This window comes from Caenibius tardaugens NBRC 16725 (genome assembly GCF_003860345.1).
In the GTDB taxonomy this organism is placed as follows: domain Bacteria; phylum Pseudomonadota; class Alphaproteobacteria; order Sphingomonadales; family Sphingomonadaceae; genus Caenibius; species Caenibius tardaugens.
The window spans coordinates 3993585-4010856 of record NZ_CP034179.1; the positions used below are offsets into that span (position 1 = coordinate 3993585).

17 protein-coding genes and 1 pseudogene are annotated in these 17272 nt (G+C 66.7%); 15 read left to right on the forward strand and 3 right to left on the reverse strand.

From position 1 onward, the window contains the following. Window positions 1-8 precede the first annotated feature (8 nt). From EGO55_RS18830 to cobU, 14 genes and pseudogenes are all read left to right on the forward strand, one after another. On the forward strand, window positions 9-389 hold the full coding sequence (locus tag EGO55_RS18830) for a cobalamin biosynthesis protein (protein WP_040716170.1): 381 nt from the start codon (window positions 9-11) through the stop codon (window positions 387-389). Further along, window positions 386-1171, forward strand: coding sequence for a precorrin-4 C(11)-methyltransferase (cobM, locus tag EGO55_RS18835; RefSeq protein WP_021690577.1), 786 nt, complete (start codon window positions 386-388; stop codon window positions 1169-1171). Before EGO55_RS18830 ends, cobM begins: the two co-directional genes overlap by 4 nt. Before the next feature lie 38 nt (window positions 1172-1209). Beyond that, the gene (locus EGO55_RS18840) at window positions 1210-2535 is read left to right on the forward strand and encodes a cobyrinic acid a,c-diamide synthase CobB (protein WP_040716167.1); all 1326 of its coding nucleotides are present in this window, start codon (window positions 1210-1212) and stop codon (window positions 2533-2535) included. After that, window positions 2532-3296: a precorrin-6A synthase (deacetylating) gene (gene cobF, locus EGO55_RS18845; RefSeq protein ID WP_040716069.1), complete on the forward strand. Its 765-nt coding sequence runs from the start codon at window positions 2532-2534 to the stop codon at window positions 3294-3296. The genes EGO55_RS18840 and cobF overlap by 4 nt, the downstream gene beginning before the upstream one ends. Continuing rightward, the gene (cobO, locus tag EGO55_RS18850) at window positions 3286-3912 is read left to right on the forward strand and encodes a cob(I)yrinic acid a,c-diamide adenosyltransferase (RefSeq protein WP_021690574.1); all 627 of its coding nucleotides are present in this window, start codon (window positions 3286-3288) and stop codon (window positions 3910-3912) included. Before cobF ends, cobO begins: the two co-directional genes overlap by 11 nt. 14 nt (window positions 3913-3926) lie before the next feature. Further along, window positions 3927-4574 (forward strand): 5,6-dimethylbenzimidazole synthase, encoded by a 648-nt coding sequence (gene bluB, locus EGO55_RS18855; RefSeq protein WP_021690573.1) that lies wholly within the window; start codon window positions 3927-3929, stop codon window positions 4572-4574. A 25-nt stretch (window positions 4575-4599) separates the two neighbouring features. Next, window positions 4600-5007: a DUF1636 domain-containing protein gene (locus EGO55_RS18860; RefSeq protein WP_021690572.1), complete on the forward strand. Its 408-nt coding sequence runs from the start codon at window positions 4600-4602 to the stop codon at window positions 5005-5007. Further along, window positions 5004-6020: a nicotinate-nucleotide--dimethylbenzimidazole phosphoribosyltransferase gene (gene cobT, locus EGO55_RS18865; RefSeq protein ID WP_021690571.1), complete on the forward strand. Its 1017-nt coding sequence runs from the start codon at window positions 5004-5006 to the stop codon at window positions 6018-6020. Before EGO55_RS18860 ends, cobT begins: the two co-directional genes overlap by 4 nt. Further along, the gene (locus EGO55_RS18870; RefSeq protein WP_021690570.1) at window positions 6017-6607 is read left to right on the forward strand and encodes a histidine phosphatase family protein; all 591 of its coding nucleotides are present in this window, start codon (window positions 6017-6019) and stop codon (window positions 6605-6607) included. The genes cobT and EGO55_RS18870 overlap by 4 nt, the downstream gene beginning before the upstream one ends. Further along, the gene (locus EGO55_RS18875; protein WP_021690569.1) at window positions 6604-7332 is read left to right on the forward strand and encodes an adenosylcobinamide-GDP ribazoletransferase; all 729 of its coding nucleotides are present in this window, start codon (window positions 6604-6606) and stop codon (window positions 7330-7332) included. The genes EGO55_RS18870 and EGO55_RS18875 overlap by 4 nt, the downstream gene beginning before the upstream one ends. Next, window positions 7329-8320, forward strand: a pseudogene (locus EGO55_RS21555) (threonine-phosphate decarboxylase). Before EGO55_RS18875 ends, EGO55_RS21555 begins: the two are co-directional and overlap by 4 nt. Next, window positions 8313-9230, forward strand: a complete 918-nt coding sequence (gene cbiB / locus EGO55_RS18885) for an adenosylcobinamide-phosphate synthase CbiB (protein WP_021690567.1) — start codon at window positions 8313-8315, stop codon at window positions 9228-9230. Before EGO55_RS21555 ends, cbiB begins: the two are co-directional and overlap by 8 nt. Next, window positions 9218-10693 carry a cobyric acid synthase gene (locus EGO55_RS18890; RefSeq protein ID WP_021690566.1) on the forward strand — a complete coding sequence of 492 codons (1476 nt, stop codon included), beginning with the start codon at window positions 9218-9220 and terminating at the stop codon, window positions 10691-10693. Before cbiB ends, EGO55_RS18890 begins: the two co-directional genes overlap by 13 nt. Further along, window positions 10690-11196, forward strand: coding sequence for a bifunctional adenosylcobinamide kinase/adenosylcobinamide-phosphate guanylyltransferase (gene cobU / locus EGO55_RS18895; protein WP_021690565.1), 507 nt, complete (start codon window positions 10690-10692; stop codon window positions 11194-11196). Before EGO55_RS18890 ends, cobU begins: the two co-directional genes overlap by 4 nt. A gap of 13 nt (window positions 11197-11209) precedes the next feature. Here the strand turns inward: cobU and EGO55_RS18900 are convergent, their stop codons facing one another. Beyond that, entirely contained in the window at window positions 11210-12475 is a 1266-nt protein-coding gene (locus EGO55_RS18900; RefSeq protein WP_021690564.1) for a type II toxin-antitoxin system HipA family toxin, read from the reverse strand. Beyond that, window positions 12465-12806, reverse strand: a complete 342-nt coding sequence (locus EGO55_RS18905; protein WP_021690563.1) for a helix-turn-helix domain-containing protein — start codon at window positions 12804-12806, stop codon at window positions 12465-12467. The genes EGO55_RS18900 and EGO55_RS18905 overlap by 11 nt, the downstream gene beginning before the upstream one ends. A 207-nt stretch (window positions 12807-13013) precedes the next feature. Here EGO55_RS18905 and EGO55_RS18910 point away from each other — a divergent pair, with 207 nt between their 5' ends. Further along, entirely contained in the window at window positions 13014-13526 is a 513-nt protein-coding gene (locus tag EGO55_RS18910) for a hypothetical protein (protein ID WP_021690562.1), read from the forward strand. 5 nt (window positions 13527-13531) lie between these two features. On the opposite strand, the gene EGO55_RS18915 is transcribed toward EGO55_RS18910, so the two are convergent. Beyond that, window positions 13532-17272, reverse strand: coding sequence for a conjugal transfer protein TraG N-terminal domain-containing protein (locus tag EGO55_RS18915; protein WP_021690561.1), 3741 nt, complete (start codon window positions 17270-17272; stop codon window positions 13532-13534).

Consider the following 17272-nt stretch of genomic DNA (forward strand, 5'->3'; position numbering starts at 1 on the left):
TTGCCCCGATGATCGTCGCCGGCTTCGGCTTTCGGCAGGGTACGGGCCTCGCCTCGCTGCGCGACGCGCTGGCGCTGGCGCAAGAGGGGCAACCAGCGGCCACCCATCTCGCCACCGCAGCCGACAAGGCGGCGGCGTTGATGCCGCTCGCCGAAGGTCTGGGCCTGCCCCTGCGCGGCCTGTCGCCCGAGGAGATCGCCAGCGTGGCAACGTACACGCATTCGCCCGCCAGCCTTGCCGCGCGCGCCACCGGCAGCCTCGCCGAAGCCAGTGCGCTGGCCGCCGCCGGCCCCGGTGCGCGCCTGTTGGGGCCGCGCCATGTTTCCCCCGATCGCATGGCCACTTGCGCCCTTGCCGCCAGCCTCACCATTCAGGAATTTCTGCCATGACCGTACATTTCATCGGCGCCGGCCCCGGCGCACCCGACCTTTTGACCCTACGCGGGCGCGACCTGATCGCGGCATCGCCGGTGTGCCTCTATGCTGGCTCGCTGATCCCGGCGGAGGTGCTCGATCATTGCCCGGCGGGTGCGCGGATCATCAACACCGCGCCGATGGAGCTGGACGAGATCATCGCCGAGATCGCCGCCGCGCATGCCGCCGGGCAGGATGTCGCGCGCCTGCATTCGGGCGACCTGTCGGTGTGGTCGGCGATGGGCGAGCAGTTGCGCCGCCTGCGCGCGCTGGACATCCCCTTCACGGTCACGCCGGGCGTACCCGCCTTTGCCGCCGCCGCCGCCGCGCTCGAGGCCGAACTGACCCTGCCCGAGCTGTCGCAATCGCTGGTGCTGACCCGCACGCCGGGCCGGGCCAGCACCATGCCGCCGGCGGAAAGCCTGACCAATTTCGCCGTGACGGGGGCGACGCTGGCGATCCATCTGTCGATCCACAATCTCGATCGGGTGGTGGCGGATCTCGTCCCCGCCTATGGCGCCGATTGCCCGGTGGCGGTGGTATGGCGGGCCAGTTGGCCCGATCAGCGCATTGTCCGGGCGACGCTGGCCAGCATCGGGGATGCGGTCGCTGGCAGCATGGAACGCACCGCGCTGATCCTCGTCGGCCGGGTGCTGGCGGCGCAGGATTTCGCCGAAAGCAGCCTGTACGCGCATGGTTATGATCGGCGTTTCCGTCCGCAGGATGCGCATTCGCGCTTTTCGGGGGTGACCGAGTGAGCGGACGCCTGCCCACTGCCGGTGCGATCCCGGGCCTGATGATCGCAGCGCCCGCCTCGGGCGAGGGCAAGACGACGGTGATGCTCGGCCTGCTGCGCGCGCTGACCGGGCGCGGCATGGTGGTGCAGCCGTTCAAGAGCGGCCCCGACTATATCGATCCCGCGTTCCATCGGGCCGCCAGCGGTCGCCGTTCGTTCAACCTCGACGGTTGGGCGATGGATGGCGACATGCTCGATGCCATCGCGGGCGAGGCCGAGGGCGCGGACATCATCCTTGCGGAAGGATCGATGGGCTTGTTCGACGGTGTCGCCAGCATCGGCGCCACCGGCAATGGGGCCAGCGCCGATATCGCCCGCCGCATGGGCTGGCCGGTGGTGCTGGTGCTCGATATTTCGGGGCAGGCGCAGTCCGCCGCCGCGACGGCCCTGGGTTTCAAGCTGCTCGACAGCGGGATCACGCTGGCGGGGGTGATCCTCAACCGCGTGGCCAGCCCCCGGCATGAGCGGTTGGCGCGCGCGGGGCTGGATGCGGCGGGTATCGCGGTGCTGGGGGCGCTGCCAAGGCGCGGCGATCTGGTCCTGCCCGAGCGGCATTTGGGCCTCGTGCAGGCGGTGGAGCATCCCGCGCTGGATGCGGCGATCGCCGATTACGCCGCCTTGCTGAGCGAGCACGCCGATCTCGACGCGATCTGCCGCGCCGCCGCAACATCGGGGCAGGCGCCGTCGCCGGACCCAGCGGACCTGCCCGCGCCGCCGGCCCAGCGCATCGCGATGGCGCGCGATGCGGCCTTCTCCTTCGTCTATCCGCATGTGCTGGAAGGCTGGCGCAGGGCCGGCGCCGAAATCCTGCCCTTCTCGCCCTTGGCCGATGAAGCGCCCGCCGCCGACGCCGACATGGTCTGGCTTCCCGGCGGCTATCCCGAACTGCACGCGGGTACCATCGCCGCCGCCGCGCGGTTTCTCGATGGCCTGCGCGCGCATGCCGCAACCCGTCCGGTCCATGGTGAATGTGGCGGCTATATGGTGCTGGGCGAGGCGTTGATCGACAAGGCGGGCGAGGCGCATCGCATGGCCGGCTTGCTTGGTCTCGTCACCAGCCATGCGCAGCGCCGGATGCATCTGGGCTATCGCCGGGCCGAATTGCTGGGGCCGATCGCCGGCATGGCGGCGGGGACGCGGCTGCGCGGGCACGAGTTCCATTACTCGACGATCGTGCAACAGGGCGACGAACCGCTGGCCCGCGTGACCGATGCCGATGGCGCGGTGGTGGCGGAAACCGGATCGCGGCGCGGCGGGGTGACGGGCAGCTATTTCCACATGATCGCGCGCGATGCCGCCCATATCCTTCTTGGGGGCGCGGCATGATCGACCTTGCGCTCATTGGCATCGGCACCGGCAACCCCGATCATCTGACGGCAGAGGCCGTGCGCGCGATGAACGAGGCGGACCTGATCCTGCTGCCCGACAAGGGCGCGGCGAAGTCCGACCTGATCGACCTGCGGCGCGCGATCTGCGACCATGCGTTGACGGGCCCCGTGCGGGTGGTCGAATTCGCCATGCCCGAGCGCGATGCCGCAGCCGCCTATGCGCATGCGGTCGACGATTGGCACGCGGCGATCGCGGCGCAATGGCGCGCCTGCATCGCCGAGCATCTACCCGCCGGGGGCCGGCTCGCGCTGCTCGTCTGGGGCGATCCCTCGCTCTATGACAGCACGCTGAGGATCGCCGAAAGGCTGGAGGCGGGCGGACAGCCCTTGCGCGTGCGGGTCGTGCCGGGCCTGACCAGCATCCAGTTGCTGACCGCGGCCCACGCCATCCCGCTGAACGCGCTGGCCGGGGCGGTCACCATCACCACCGGGCGGCTGTTGCGTGCGCATGGCTGGCCGGGCGATGCCGATACGGCTGTGGTCATGCTCGATGCCGGCTGCGCTTTCGAGGTGCTGGCGCCGCAGGGCGTGTCGATCTGGTGGGGCGCCTATCTCGGCATGGCGCAGGAGGTGCTGATCCATGGCCCGCTGGCCGAGGCGGCCCCGCGCATCGCCGCGCAAAGGGCCGAACTGCGCGCGCGCCATGGCTGGATCATGGATGTCTATCTGATGCGGAAGGAACAGGCCGATGCCAAGTGAAACGCCGGGCGCAGAGCCCGCAGACGATGCCCGCCACGCCGAAAAGATGCGCAAAAAACAGGCCGCGCGCACCACGATCATGGCCGGCAAGACGCGCGAAAAGGGCCTGTTGATCGTCCACACCGGCAAGGGCAAGGGCAAGACCAGCGCCGCGCTGGGCATGGTGATCCGCGCTATCGGCCATGGCATGAAGGTGGGCGTCGTCCAGTTCGTCAAGGGCGCGATGCAGACCGGTGAAAAGACCGTGTTCGACGCCTTCCCCGACCATGTCGAGTTCAAGCCGATGGGCGAGGGCTTCACCTGGGATACGCAGGACCGCGCGCGCGATATCGCCGCCGCGCGCCGGGCGTGGGAAGAGGTGAAGCGGATGATCGCCGATCCCGCCTATCACATGGTGATGGCCGACGAGATGAACATCGCCCTGCGCTATGAATATCTGCCGCTCGACGAGGTGCTGGAGGTGCTGGCCGCCAAGCCCGAGATGAAGCATGTCATCGTCACCGGTCGCAATGCGCCCGACGCGCTGATCGAGGCGGCCGATCTCGTTACCGAGATGACGATGGTCAAGCACCCCTTCCGCGCGGGCGTGAAGGCCCAGCCGGGCATCGAATTCTGATCGGAAACCACGCCTTGCCGGAAACCCCGCCCCTCTTTGACGCGTCTTTCCAGCAGCAGTTCGGGCAACTGCTGCGCTGGCGCCGCGATGTCCGCCATTTCGCGTCCCAACCGGTGGCGGAGGCGGATATGCGGACCATGCTCGATTGTGCCGCGCTGGCGCCATCGGTGGGGCATTCGCAGCCGTGGCGCTTCGTGCGGCTGCGCACGCCGGCGCTGCGCGACAGGCTGGTCGCGCATGTCGACGGCGCGAACGCGCGGGCGGCGGAGCGCTATGCCGGCGATTCGCGCCTGCAGCACTATCTGTCGCTGAAATTGCATGGCCTGCGCGAGGCGCCCGAATTGCTGGCGGTCTATTGCGAGGAGCAGCCCGAAGCGGGGCACGGTCTGGGCATCGCGACCATGCCCGAAATGCTGCGCTATTCCTGCGTCATGGCCGTGCACAATCTCTGGCTGGCGGCCCGACTGCGCGGGATCGGCGTCGGCTGGGTTTCCATCCTCGATCCGGGGGAAGTGCAGGCCCTGCTCGATGTGCCGGCGCACTGGTCGCTGATCGCGCTGCTGTGCATCGGCTATCCCGTGGAAGAATCGGAAACGCCCGAATTGGAACTGCGCGGCTGGCAGGGGCGCGAAGCGCTCGCCGACCGTGTTCTGGAAAGATGAGCCTCATGCAAAGGACAAACACCCCATGCTGACCGCCGTGGAGGATGGCCCGGCCATCGTCGCCTGCAACACCTGTCGCCATAGCGGCGACGCCCGCGAGGATGAGGCTGGCCAGCGCGGTGGCCAGCGCATGGTCGAGGCCTTGCGCCATGCGCAGGCGAGCGATCCGCGCTATACCGGGATCGCCGTGCAGGAGATGCCGTGCCTGTTCGCCTGCACCGAATTCTGCACCGTGCATCTGCGCGCGCCCGACAAGGTCGGCTATGTGTTAGGCCGGTTCGTGCCCGGCGAGGAGGCGGCCACCGCGCTGCTCGATTATGCCGTGCATTATGCCGCCAGCGAACATGGCCGCGTGCCGTTCAAGGATTGGCCGCAGGGGGTGAAGGGGCATTTCATCACCCGCACCCCGCCACCGGGCTTTGTCGCGCAATGAGCGGCTTTGCCACCCGCGCCGCCTTCGATGCGGCCCTTGCCGATTTGCCCATGGCCGATGGCGTGGCCCGCGATGCCGCACGCGCGCGGCAGAACGATCTGACCAAGCCGCCCGGATCGCTGGGCCGGCTGGAGGACATCGCCGTGTTCCTCGCCGGCTGGCAGGGTACGGCGAGGCCGGCGCTGGGGCAGCGGCGCGCCGCGATTTTCGCCGGCAATCACGGCTTTGTCGTGCACGGTGTCAGCGCCTTCCCCGCCAGCGTGACGCAGGCGATGGTCGCCAATTTTTCCGCCGGTGGCGCGGCGATCAACGCGTTGGCGGACTCCTCGGGCCTCGATCTGCGGGTGGTGGCACTTGATCTTGACCGGCCCACCGCGGACTTCACCACCAGCCCGGCAATGGACGAAGCCGAATGCCTGGCCGCGCTCGATGCCGGCGCCTCGGTGGTCGAACCGGGGCTGGACCTGCTGGTGGTGGGTGAAATGGGCATCGGCAACACCACGGCCGCCGCCGCACTGTGCGCCCGCGCCTTCGGGGGCGCGGCAGGCGATTGGGTCGGCCCTGGAACCGGGGTCGATTCCGACGGGATCGCGCGCAAGGTCGCCGTGGTCGAGCAAGCCCTGGCGCTGCATGGCAATGCGCCGTCGACGCCGTTCGAAGCCCTGCGCCGGCTGGGCGGGCGGGAGATCGCCGCGATTGCCGGCGCGGTGCTGGCCGCCCGCCAACAACGCGTGCCGGTGGTGCTAGACGGATTTATCACCTGCGCGGCGATCGCTCCGCTGGCGGCCGCCGTTCCGGCGATCACCGATCATTGCCTCGCGGGGCATTGCTCGGCCGAACCAGGGCATATCCGGCTGCTCGGCCATCTCGGCCTTGACCCATTGCTGTCGCTGGGCATGCGGCTGGGCGAAGGCAGCGGGGCAGCCGTCGCCGTATCGGTGATCCGTGCCGCGCTGGCGGCCCACAACGGCATGGCCACCTTCGCCGAGGCCGGGGTGGCAGGCGCGCTGTGAACGGGGCAAGCAGCTTCGCGCTCCACCTGCTGCGGCATGGCGAGCCGGAAGGCGCGGGCCGGCTGATCGGCGCCACCGATGCCACGCCCACCCCCGCAGGGCTATCGGCCTGTGTCGATCAGGGGCGGGATTTGGGCGCGGAGGTGCTGATCGCCTCCGACCTGTCCCGGGCGCGGCTGGCGGGCGAAGCGATCGCAAGCGAAACCGGCGTGCCGTTGTCTATCGACCCGCGCTGGCGCGAACTGGACTTTGGCACATGGGACGGGTTGGCGCCGGGTGACGTCGATGGGGCGGCTTTGGCGCGGTTCTGGGACGACCCGGATGCCTACGCGCCGCCAGAAGCGGAAACCTGGTCGACGCTGGTCCGCCGTGTCGGTTCGGCCATTGGCAGCCTGGCTGTACGGCCGACTTTGGTGGTTACCCATGGCGGAGCGATGCGGGCGGCGCTGGCGGTGTTGTGCGGATTTGGCCAGCGCCAAACCTGGGCACTGGACCTGCCCTATGGCTGCGTGCTGTCGCTGCGGGTCTGGCCCGGCGATGGGGCGGGCCAACAGCCCGCGGCGCAGATCGCGAGGCTCTATCCATGAAGGGCTTCATCATCGCCCTGCAATTCCTGACACGCCTGCCAACCCCGGCGGTGGCGGCCGATGGCGGCGCGTTCGCGCGGTCGATGCACTGGTTTCCCGCCGTGGGCGTGGTGATCGGCGCGCTGGTCGCGGGGGCGGCCTGGGCGGGGGCGCACCTCGATCCTCGGCTGGGTGCCCTGGCCGCGCTGATCGTCTGGGTGGGGGTGACCGGCGCGCTGCATCTCGACGGGCTGGGCGATCTGGCCGATGCCAGCGGGGCCGCGCACAAAGATCGCGAAAGGGTGCTGGCCGTCCTTGCCGATCCGCATGTCGGCAGTTTCGGCGTTGTCGCGATCGTGCTGCAACTGATCGCCAAGCTGGTGCTGCTGGGCCTGCTGGTCGAGGCGCGGGCGTTCGCCGGCCTGATGCTGGTGCCTTTTGCCGCGCGCATCGGCCCGCTGGTCTGGAACTGGTGGCTGGAGCCGCTGCATCAGGGGCTGGCGGCGCGCTTCCGCTCCGCCATCGGCCCGGCGATCCTGCTGGCGTGGGCCGCCGCGCTGGTCACGGCATCATGGTGGGTGCCGGCGCTGCTGGTCACGCCGCTGCTCGTGCTGGGGTGGGGCTGGCGGGTGCGCCGGACGATCGGCGGAATATCCGGCGACGGGCATGGCGCGGGCATCGAAGTGATCGAAACCGCGCTCTTGTTGGCGCTGGTCGTGTCCGCCGCCGGAGGGCACGGGCGATGACCGGTTTCCGCTTTCACGGGGGCAAGCTGGCCGAGGCGCGGGCACATTTCGGCCCCGGCGACTGGATCGACCTTTCAACCGGCATCAACCCGGATGCCTGGCCCGGCGTTGACCAACTGACGATGGATTGGCGGGCCCTTCCCGATACCGGTGCGCTCGCCGATCTGGAGGCCGCCGCAGCCTCCTGTTTCGGCACCGATCCCGCCCATGTCTGCGCTGTTCCCGGCACCGAAATCGGTCTGCGCCTGCTGGGCGACAATCTGCCGGGGCCGGCCATCCATGCCTGGCCCAGCTATCGCACCCACGGCGAGATGATACCCGGCAGCCGCGCCGCAGACCTGTCCGATCTGGCGGGCCTGCAAGACGCGAGCCTCATCGTGGCCAACCCGAACAACCCCGACGGGCGGATCATCCCCCCGCCACACTGCTTGGCTGGCTGACGGCGCGCCAGCATCATCCGTCGTGGCTGGTGGTGGACGAGGCCTTTGCCGATGCCTCTCCCGAAATCAGCCTCGCCGCTCATGTCGAAGACGGGCGGCGGCTGGTCATCTTCCGCTCCTTCGGCAAATTCTTTGGGCTGGCTGGGGTGCGGCTGGGTTTCGTGCTGGGGCCGCGTCCGCTGATCGCGCGCTATCGCCAGCGCCTCGGTGCCTGGCCACTCTCGGCGGCGGCGCTGGCCATCGGCACGGCGGCCTATCGGGATACGGCGTGGATCGCAGCCATGCGCCAATCCCTGTCCGAACGGGCCGCCGCGCTCGACGCAGTTCTGGGCCGGCGGGGTTTCAGGGCCGCGGGTGCCTGTGCGCTGTTCCGGCTGATTGAGACGCGCGATGCCGCCGCGCTGTTCGAACATCTTGCTGCCCGCGCGATCCTGACGCGGCCGTTCGACTATAACCCCCGCTGGCTGCGTCTGGGCCTTCCCGCCAATCGGCAGGCGCTCGATCGCCTCGATCAGGCATTGGCCAACGATTGGGGGGGCGATGGCTGAGCCGACCGCTTTGCTCGCCCTGGCGCTTGATGCCGCGATGGGCTGGCCCCTGGCGGTGTATCGCCGAATCGGCCATCCGGTCGGGCTTTTCGCGTGGGTGATCGACCGGGCGGAAGCGGCGTGGAACGACCACGCGCGTGCCGATGCGTGGCGGCGCGTGGCGGGGGTGGGCACCGTGCTGATCCTGCTGGGGGTTGGCGGTGGCGGCGGCTGGCTGTTGCAGCGGCTGCTTGGCTGGCCGCTGGCGGCGTTGTTCGCCTGGCCGGGCCTCGCGCAGCGCAGCCTTTACAGTCATGTCCGTGCCGTGGCCCAGGCGCTGGAGCGGCGGGACATGCCCGGCGCGCGCAAAGCCGTTGGCATGATCGTGGGGCGCGATACGGCGGCGCTCGACGAAGCGGGCGTCTCGCGCGCGGCGATCGAAAGCCTGGCCGAGAGTTTTTGCGACGGGGTGGTGGCGCCGCTGTTCTGGCTGCTCGTCCTGGGCCTGCCCGGCATCTGGGCCTACAAGGCGATCAACACCGCCGACAGCATGATCGGCCACCGCGAGGAGCGCTGGCGGGCTTTCGGCTGGGCGGCGGCGCGCACCGACGATGTGATGAATTTCGTCCCGGCGCGCCTCGCCGGGCTGCTGGTTTGCCTGATCGGTCCGGGCGGATGGCGGATCTTATGGCGCGATGCCTCCAACCACGCTTCGCCCAATGCGGGCTGGCCAGAGGCGGCGATGGCCGGTGTGCTGGGGCTGCGCCTGGCGGGGCCGCTCGCCTACGACGGCGTTGTTTCGCAAAAACCGTGGATCGGCGAGGGCGCGCGCGCCGCCGAGCCAGGGGATATCCGGCGCGCGCTCAATGTCTTCCTGCGCGCCTGTTTGGGTTTGTGGATCATTGCAGGGGGTGCGGCATGGGTGCTCTGATGTTGCAGGGGACGGGTTCCGACGTGGGCAAATCGGTGCTGGTGGCCGGGCTGTGCCGTGCTCTGGTGAGGCGCGGCCTCAAGGTCCTGCCGTTCAAGCCGCAGAACATGTCGAACAATGCGGCGGTCACCAGCGATGGCGGCGAGATCGGGCGGGCGCAGGCCTTGCAGGCGATCGCCTGCGGGGTTGAACCACATACCGACATGAACCCGGTGCTGCTGAAACCGCAGGCCGACCGCACCTCGCAACTGATCGTCCACGGCCAGGTACGCGGAACCCAGGGCGCGGGCAATTTCCGGCAGGCGCGCGGCAGCCTGCTTGGCGAGGTGATGGCCAGCTATCACCGGCTGCGCAAGGCCTGCGATATCGTCGTGGTCGAGGGCGCCGGCTCCCCGGCGGAAATCAATCTACGCGCTGGTGACATCGCCAACATGGGCTTTGCGCGCGCGGCGGGTGTGCCGGTGGTGCTGGTGGGCGATATCGATCGTGGCGGGGTGATTGCCGCCATCGTCGGCACGAAGACGATCATCGACCCGGCCGACGCGGCGATGATCCAGGGCTTCATCATCAACAAGTTCCGGGGCGATCCCGCGCTGTTCACCGATGGCTACGCCCAGATCGAGAGCCTGTCGGGCTGGCGTGGTTTCGGTGTCGTGCCGTGGCTCGGAGCAACAGCGCGGTTGCCCAGCGAGGATGCCGTGGTGTTGGAGCGCTGCAAGGCGCGGACGAGGAATGCCAAGCTGATCGCCTGCCCGATCCTGCCGCGCATCTCCAATTTCGACGATCTCGATCCGCTGAAACTGGAAGATGAGGTCGAATTGCTGATGGTCGCGCCCGGCCAGCCGATCCCGACGGAGGCGGCCCTGATCATCCTGCCTGGATCGAAGGCGACAATCGCCGATCTGGCGGCGCTGTGCCGTGAAGGCTGGGACATCGACATTCTGGCGCATCACCGGCGCGGGGGACTGATCCTTGGGCTTTGCGGTGGCTACCAGATGCTTGGGCGCAGCATCGCCGATCCGGATGGGCTGGAAGGGCCGCCGAGTAAGGCTAGCGGGCTTGGCCTGCTCGATGTCGAAACGACCCTGCACGCGCACAAGGCGCTGCGCCCGGTCAGCGGCACGGCGATGGGGGCGCCTTTCCAGGGCTATGAAATGCATATAGGCCAGACCGGTGGACCGGATACCGCGCGGCCTTTCGCCCTGTTCTCTGATGGTCGCTGCGATGGCGCGATCAATGCGGCGGGAACGGTGTTCGGCTCCTACGTCCACGGTCTTCTAGCCGACGCCGAACTGCGCCGCGCGCTGCTGTCGCGCATCAATGTCGAAGCCGGGCGCGCGGACTATGGTTCCTCGGTCGACGCAGCGCTGAACGAGATCGCATCCGCGCTGGAGGAGCATCTCGACATTGACGCGCTGGTGGCGTTGGCAAAGACAAACGCTGGGGCGGGAGAGAGGGTATGAGTAGCCTGCTGGTGCTGGGCGGTGCGCGTTCGGGTAAGAGCCACTATGCACAACATCGCGCCGAAGCCTTGCCCGGTGCGCTCGTCTATCTGGCGACGGCCCAGGCCTTCGACGAGGAAATGCGCGAACGGATCGCCTTGCACCGTGGCGAGCGCGGCCCACGCTGGTCAACCGTTGAGGCCCCGCTGGAGCTGGCGAAAGCGATTTCGGCATTTAGCTGGCCCGACACGGTGGTGCTTGTGGACTGCCTGACGCTTTGGGCATCCAACCTGCTACTGGCGGAACAGGATGTGGAGGCTGCCACGCAGGCTCTGATACGCGCCGTGGCGATGGCAGGCGGACCGGTCATCCTGGTCGCAAACGAAGTGGGGCTGGGCATTGTGCCCGACAACGCACTGGCTAGGCGCTTTCGCGATATCGCTGGCCGGATGAACCAAGCCTTAGCCCAAGCTGCCGATGGTGTTGTTTTCGTTGCCGCTGGACTGCCGTTGGCTTTGAAATAGCGTCACAGCCTATTCAATCACGAAACCCCGGGTAGCAGAACGCACCTGCAATGAGGCCGCAGTCTTTCTCGCTGACGCCTCCGGATCGGGCAATCTCGTACCAGCGCTGACTGACACATTGCTCCATGTCGTGGACGATTGCCTCGGCTTGTGCATGGGGCAAAAGGAATCTCTGGCTTTGTGAACAGAGATTCGCCGCAGTTGCGATACGGCCAGCGTCACCGATCGTCAGCGCAAGATCGCGCCGTTCCAGGCTAATGGGCGTCGTCGGTGTGAGGTCATAGGCCGGCGACAACCGCCAATCCTGGTCTCGGGCAAGGAGGGCATGGTTGCGCGGATGATCGTCGGAGTTCGAGATCAACGCATTATAGCACATTCGCCGGAACAGCTCTGGCGCGTCATGCTTCGGGTCCGCCGATGCCCGCCTGAGTTCTTCCGCAAGAAGAACATAGGACCAGCGATCTCGATCCCTGTGGCTGTCTTCCGTCCGGAGCAGGGTCAAGGCGCTTACCATGCGCGCGCGCTGATACCCGTCTTCGGTCTTGTCTCGGTCGAAGCGGCGGACCATCAGGACGTCGCGTCCTCCGGCAACCACCACCTTGCTCTGCGCGACATCGATGCCGCAGGCCCCCGCCAGCCTCAACATCGCATGCTCGACGCGCGCGCTGTTCCAGCGATCGTCCGCGCGGTTGAATTTCGCGACCCATAATGCGTCATGGTCTTCGACGACGGCTTTGGGGCGAGCACCACCCATTGATGTTCCGACGAGCAGCAATTCCTGAATTTGTTCGGCTTCGGCATCAACGGGCAATTCTTCGTCCGCGACAATGGCATCCGCGATCCGTTGCAGTTTTTCCAACGCAACGGTCTGATTGAAGTTACGTCTGGGGGCAGGGGGCTGTTGGTTGAACCCGAAACCAAGCGCACCCGCACGGTCATCGGCGGAATGGAGTAGATAGTCGAGTTCGCTCAGCTCGGCCTTGCCTGCATGCTTCTCGATGACACGCCGCCCCCAATAGTCGGGACCGGCATCGCGCAGCGCGCCAAAAACGCCCCGTAAGCCTGCCGTTTCATAGGTTTTTGCACCAAGCTTGAGCTCGACCGGATCGAATTCCACCGCATTGGGGCGCGCGAGATAACTCCGCCCATAGACGAACCGGCCGATCACAGTACCGGCGCGATCGGTCTGCATCTGGAAACGGCCAGCGGTGACGGGCTCTGTCGAACCGGGAAGAGTGATGTAGACATAGCACTCACCATCCCTGGCTTCAGAAGTCATTGCTCAGTCCCTGGCTCGGGCGTGCCCGTGACCGCTGCTTCGAGCGCGCGAGAATCAAGCCTTCCTGATCCAGCGATGGATCGGCCAAGCGCTCCATGCCGCCAAGAAGGTCGTAACTCCACAACAGGGCCGCATAGACGGCCATCGACGTCGTCGCCTTGCCACGCTCGGCATCGGCCACGGCACGTCGGCCTGATCCGATCTTCGCGGCGACCTCGTCTATTGTGAGGTTCCGGCGAAGCCGTGCCGTGCGTAGATCCTCGCCTAGGTGAGCGAGGGCCGACAGGATCGCATGGGGCGGCGCCGCAGAAAGGGCGTTGCGAGCAGGCATGATCGTTCAAGGGCCTCTAAAGGTCGATTATCTGCTTTCAAGGCTATATTGGCAAATTTGTAAAATGTCAAGATATGTGCCCTTGAGTGCCTTATATGGCATATATAATGCTCTTGAACGCACATTTATGAGGAGCTTCTACGCTCCCATTCGGGAGGTAGGCGTGGAGAGGAGGAGGAAATCGAAGATGAAGACCGGAGGCGCGCCATGGGACAGGAATTCTTCGAGACAGCCCTCGCCGCCAGATTCCCTCTCTTCGATGTTGGTGCTATAGCTTACCCCGGAAAGGATCCGGCTATGGACCCGGTTATCGAACCAGGCGAGGCATTGAGGGACGACGAGACCGTTCAGACGCAGCCACGTCCGCGTGCGTCCGCCTGGCTGTGGCGTCCATGGTACGCAAAGTCCTGGTGGGCTGGGATTGCGATCTATTGGGCGGGCATGGTTGATTCATTCTATTCACCCGCCCTGGACGAATTCTACACCAGCACGCTAGCCGGTTTCCTCAACATCGCCTTCTTCCCGCCGCTGGCGCTGATGGTGCTCGGTTTGGGATATGCGCGGGAATGGTTCGAGTGGAGCGATTGGGAGTTCGTCGAGCCGACGCACGAGCAGATGTTCCCCAAGCGCTCGGTCGGCGGGATGCGGGATCCCTATTCTGATCCGCTCGATCCACGTTCAGGCGCGTTGCATAGGCGACATTTCAACCGCCATCGCTGATCGGATCATTTGTCTCGACGTTCTTTGAAGGTCGGGTCTCCGTCCTGCGGGCCATGTTCGAGATCGGTCGAGAAGTTTCCGCTTCGCAGCAGGGACGATTGTTCGATCGACGTCAGCGGGCCGGTGATATCCGCTGTGCCGCGACCGGAATCCGCCTGTTCGAGATAGCGGTTACGAAGACCGCGCTGTCCAAGAACCTGCTGGCCAAGTTCGCGCGAGAAGGCTTCAGCTGGGTCGTGTGATCGAGCAGCGGCGCGTTCAGCGGCGGCAATTGCCTCTCGCACATCGTAATTGACGATATCGATATTCGCATTGGCTGTTTCCGAGGTCGTTCCCCGATCAGAGCTTTCGAAGCCCAGGTTCGCTCCAGCGCCGCCAGCAACAGAACTGCCAGATTGCTTTCCTGCATTGGTACCTGCCTTGCCAGGACCGGCGCGGCTGACCGACGCAGATATAGACGCACCGACATCGGTTCCCATGGATGTCTGATCTTGAGCCAGCCGGTCGATGCTCCTCGTCCATCCCGTCTGCGCCATGATCGCCTGGACATCGCGCTGCAGCGTGTCGGCAACCTGCGGCTTCAGCCGCCAGTCGCCCTTGCGGTCCATCTCAAATCCGCCCCTGAGCCAGTTGGCCATGGCCGCATGACCTTCCGCACCACCGCCCAAGAAATGCTCGACCGTATCGGGACCGGCCTGCTTGCCGGCCTCGAAGCGGGTGCTGGTGTCGTTGCGCGCCGACCTTTGAGAATTCGTGCTGCTCGAAACCAGCAGATCGTTATGGGCAAAACTGAACCGCGCGGAACCGCCATTGGCGACAGCTCCGAGCTGGCTTTCGTTGATCAGCCCACCTTTCCACATCTGGGCGGCGGTCTCCGGCGTCAGGTTGAGGTTGAAATCGCCGTTCTGATCCATGGCGATCTGGCGCCTGGTCATGTTGATGCCATGCTCGCGCAGCAGGCCCTGCATCCGGGTCAGCCGCTCCTTGTCGACGATGCCGGTCAAGCGGTCGTTGCGGGCGCGATCGGCGATCCCGCCGGCACCGCCCTCAGCCATATCGACCTGGTTCCCGGCGGTTCGGCTCAGTGCCTGGATGAAGCTGTCGAGACGGGCGGCCTCCCGCGTCGAGGTGCCGGCAGCGGCCGCGCCTTGGGCAAAGCCAAAGTTCTCCGACTGGCGCCGTTCCTCGCCGATGCGGGCGGCGCTGCGCGTCCCGCCAGTTCCGACCTCGCGCTGGGCGTCGAGCTTGCCGGCCCGTTCGGCCACGTCGTAGCGTGCTGTCTCGCGGGTCCGTCCATAGACGCTGGAGCCTTCACGCGCCGTTTCGGCTGTGGCGCCGTCGGCGGTGCCAAGCTGGGTCGCGGCGTTGTAGGTTTCCAGGGCGTGCATCACCTGAGCCTCGTTTCGACCGGTCGCGCGGGAAAGCTGGGTGATGGCCGAAGAGCGCGCTTCGCCCGACAGCGCATTGATGAACGAAACCCGCCTGCTGGTCTCGCCGACCGAGAGACCGAGCATTGCGGCGGCACCCCGCTGACCCTCGTTGCCGCCGGTGCGCCAGGCCTGCTCGGTCGCGACATTGCCGCGCTCGACTTGGGCGACCCGATCACCGGCATAGTCCCGCCGCCCTTCCATCGCGCCGACCTGAATCTGGGCACCAGTCAGATCGTTCCTGAGCATTGCTTCCTGATCGAAGGCGTTGGCGGTAAGCTTGGCGAAGGTCGGGTCGGCCGCCGCATCGCCGATCACGCCCGATGCCTTGAGCTGGGCATCCTGCGGCGAATAGCCATTCCGCTCAAAATGCCGGGCGGCGCCCTGCAACATCATCCCGTAGGCGCGCTCGTCGCCGAACGCCTTCCACTGCACCATGTTCTGCGCGAACGAGGCAAAGGCCCGCTCGCCGGCCTGGCCCTGCCCAAAATAGGTCGTGCCAAGCGACCTGAGCGCATCCTTCTCGGCAAAGTTATGGATCGCCGAGGTCATTGCATTGGCGCGCACCGCCTTTGCCGTCGCCGGGTCGCTCAGATCGCGGCCATTCAGCGCTGGAGAGAGCCCGCCCAGTTCGCGCGCAGCATCGGTCGCGCCCAGACCGAACGCCGGGATGCCGGGCGCGCCGCCGCCCTGTTCGCCGATGACCGCGCCCGCCGCTCCGAATGCCCGATTGGTCCCGAATGAGGACCGCTCGCCAAAATCGCCGAAGCTGGTGGCCGCGCTGCGCCTTGCAAGCGTGCCGGCGGCCGAGGCCTGGGATTCGAGCGCCGAGGCATAGCCTTCGCGGGTCGCCAATGGCGCGGCGGCGGCAACGCCCTGACCCTGCTCCTGAAGCGCCCCGCCGGTGAAGCTGGAAAAGACATTGCCCGAGAAGCGGAACACGGTGAACACGAAGGCCCCGGCAAGGCCCGCCGCCGCCGTGCGGAAGCTGCCGAAGATGGCGAGCGCCTTCATCGCCGAGGAGGGCGCCAGCATCCAGGCATTGGCCGCCACAGAATTCGATCGCATCTCGGAGAGTACGTCCATCGCCCGGCCGAGCGTCAACTGGTAGATGCCGGCATCGATCACGCCCCACAATGCCACGAACACGAACAGCCCCAGCGCGAAACTCGCCACGCGCAGGTTGATCGGGGTCAGGATGAACAGCAGCGCGATCGGCACCATGAACAGCATGATGCCGAAGACGGTAGCACGGATCGTCGGCATCCATTCATTGGCGACCGACATGGTGGCAAGCCCGTTCGAGATGATCGCGCGGTTCGCCATGACGCGTGCGGCTGATGCGGGACTGTCCTCGAACAGGACATCGCCGACGGTATTGCCGAGCAATATGTCGGTCATGAAGGCCTGGAGCGAGAGCGGGGTTCCCATCATCATCTGGCCCATTTCTCCAAGATGCGAGCGGCAACGCGAGAGCTGCGAGGCATTGGTCACGTCATAGCCGGTGCGCTGGCAGACCTGGGTCGTATAGCCGTCGAACAGGGTCGGATCGGACAGACGCGACTGGATGCTGTCCCAGGCCTCCTGGCAACTGACCGTGGCGCCGCCCTTGTTGGCAGCGGTATAGACCGTGCTGAAGGTCGCCGGCCCGGCCATCGCGGCAAAGGAGGCGGGCAGGTCGGTGCTGGTGCGGAAGAGTTGGTCGTCATCGACACCGTAGGCCGGTGAGACCCGCGCCACCGGATAACATTGCCGGACATAGTCCTTGATCGTCGCGTCGAGGAAGGTGTCGGTCATCGGTCCGCGCGGGGAGACGGCGTTCAAAAACAGGTCGAAGCTGTGGCCGCCCGCGCCAAATTCCAGCTTGGCATTGGGATCGAGCGTATTGTCGTCGATGATCTCGGCGAGCGAGCGCTCCATGAGATTGGTGACGCCCGCAACCAGTACGAGCAGGTTGGGCACGCCGCCGACCGGCTGATAGGCATTGCGTACCCGGTCATAGACATGGACGGTGCCGGTCGTGGCGACGAGGCCGGTGAACAGGCCGATCCCAACCAGCATCTGGAAACCGAACGCGACGATCCCCATGCCCTGGCCGCGAATGACGGCGAGTATTGCCCCCAATGACATGCCGACCACCGCGATGATCAGCACCAGCGTTTCGTAGCGGTGATCGGCAAAGATCATGGAGACCAGACGGAAGGCGTCGACTGTCTCGGCAAAGCCGTCATAGGTGTGAAAACTGGTATCCACGGCCCATGCGGGCGCGGCGACAAGGCCAAGCGGAAGGGCGAGGAGCGAACGCAAGCGAAGACGCAT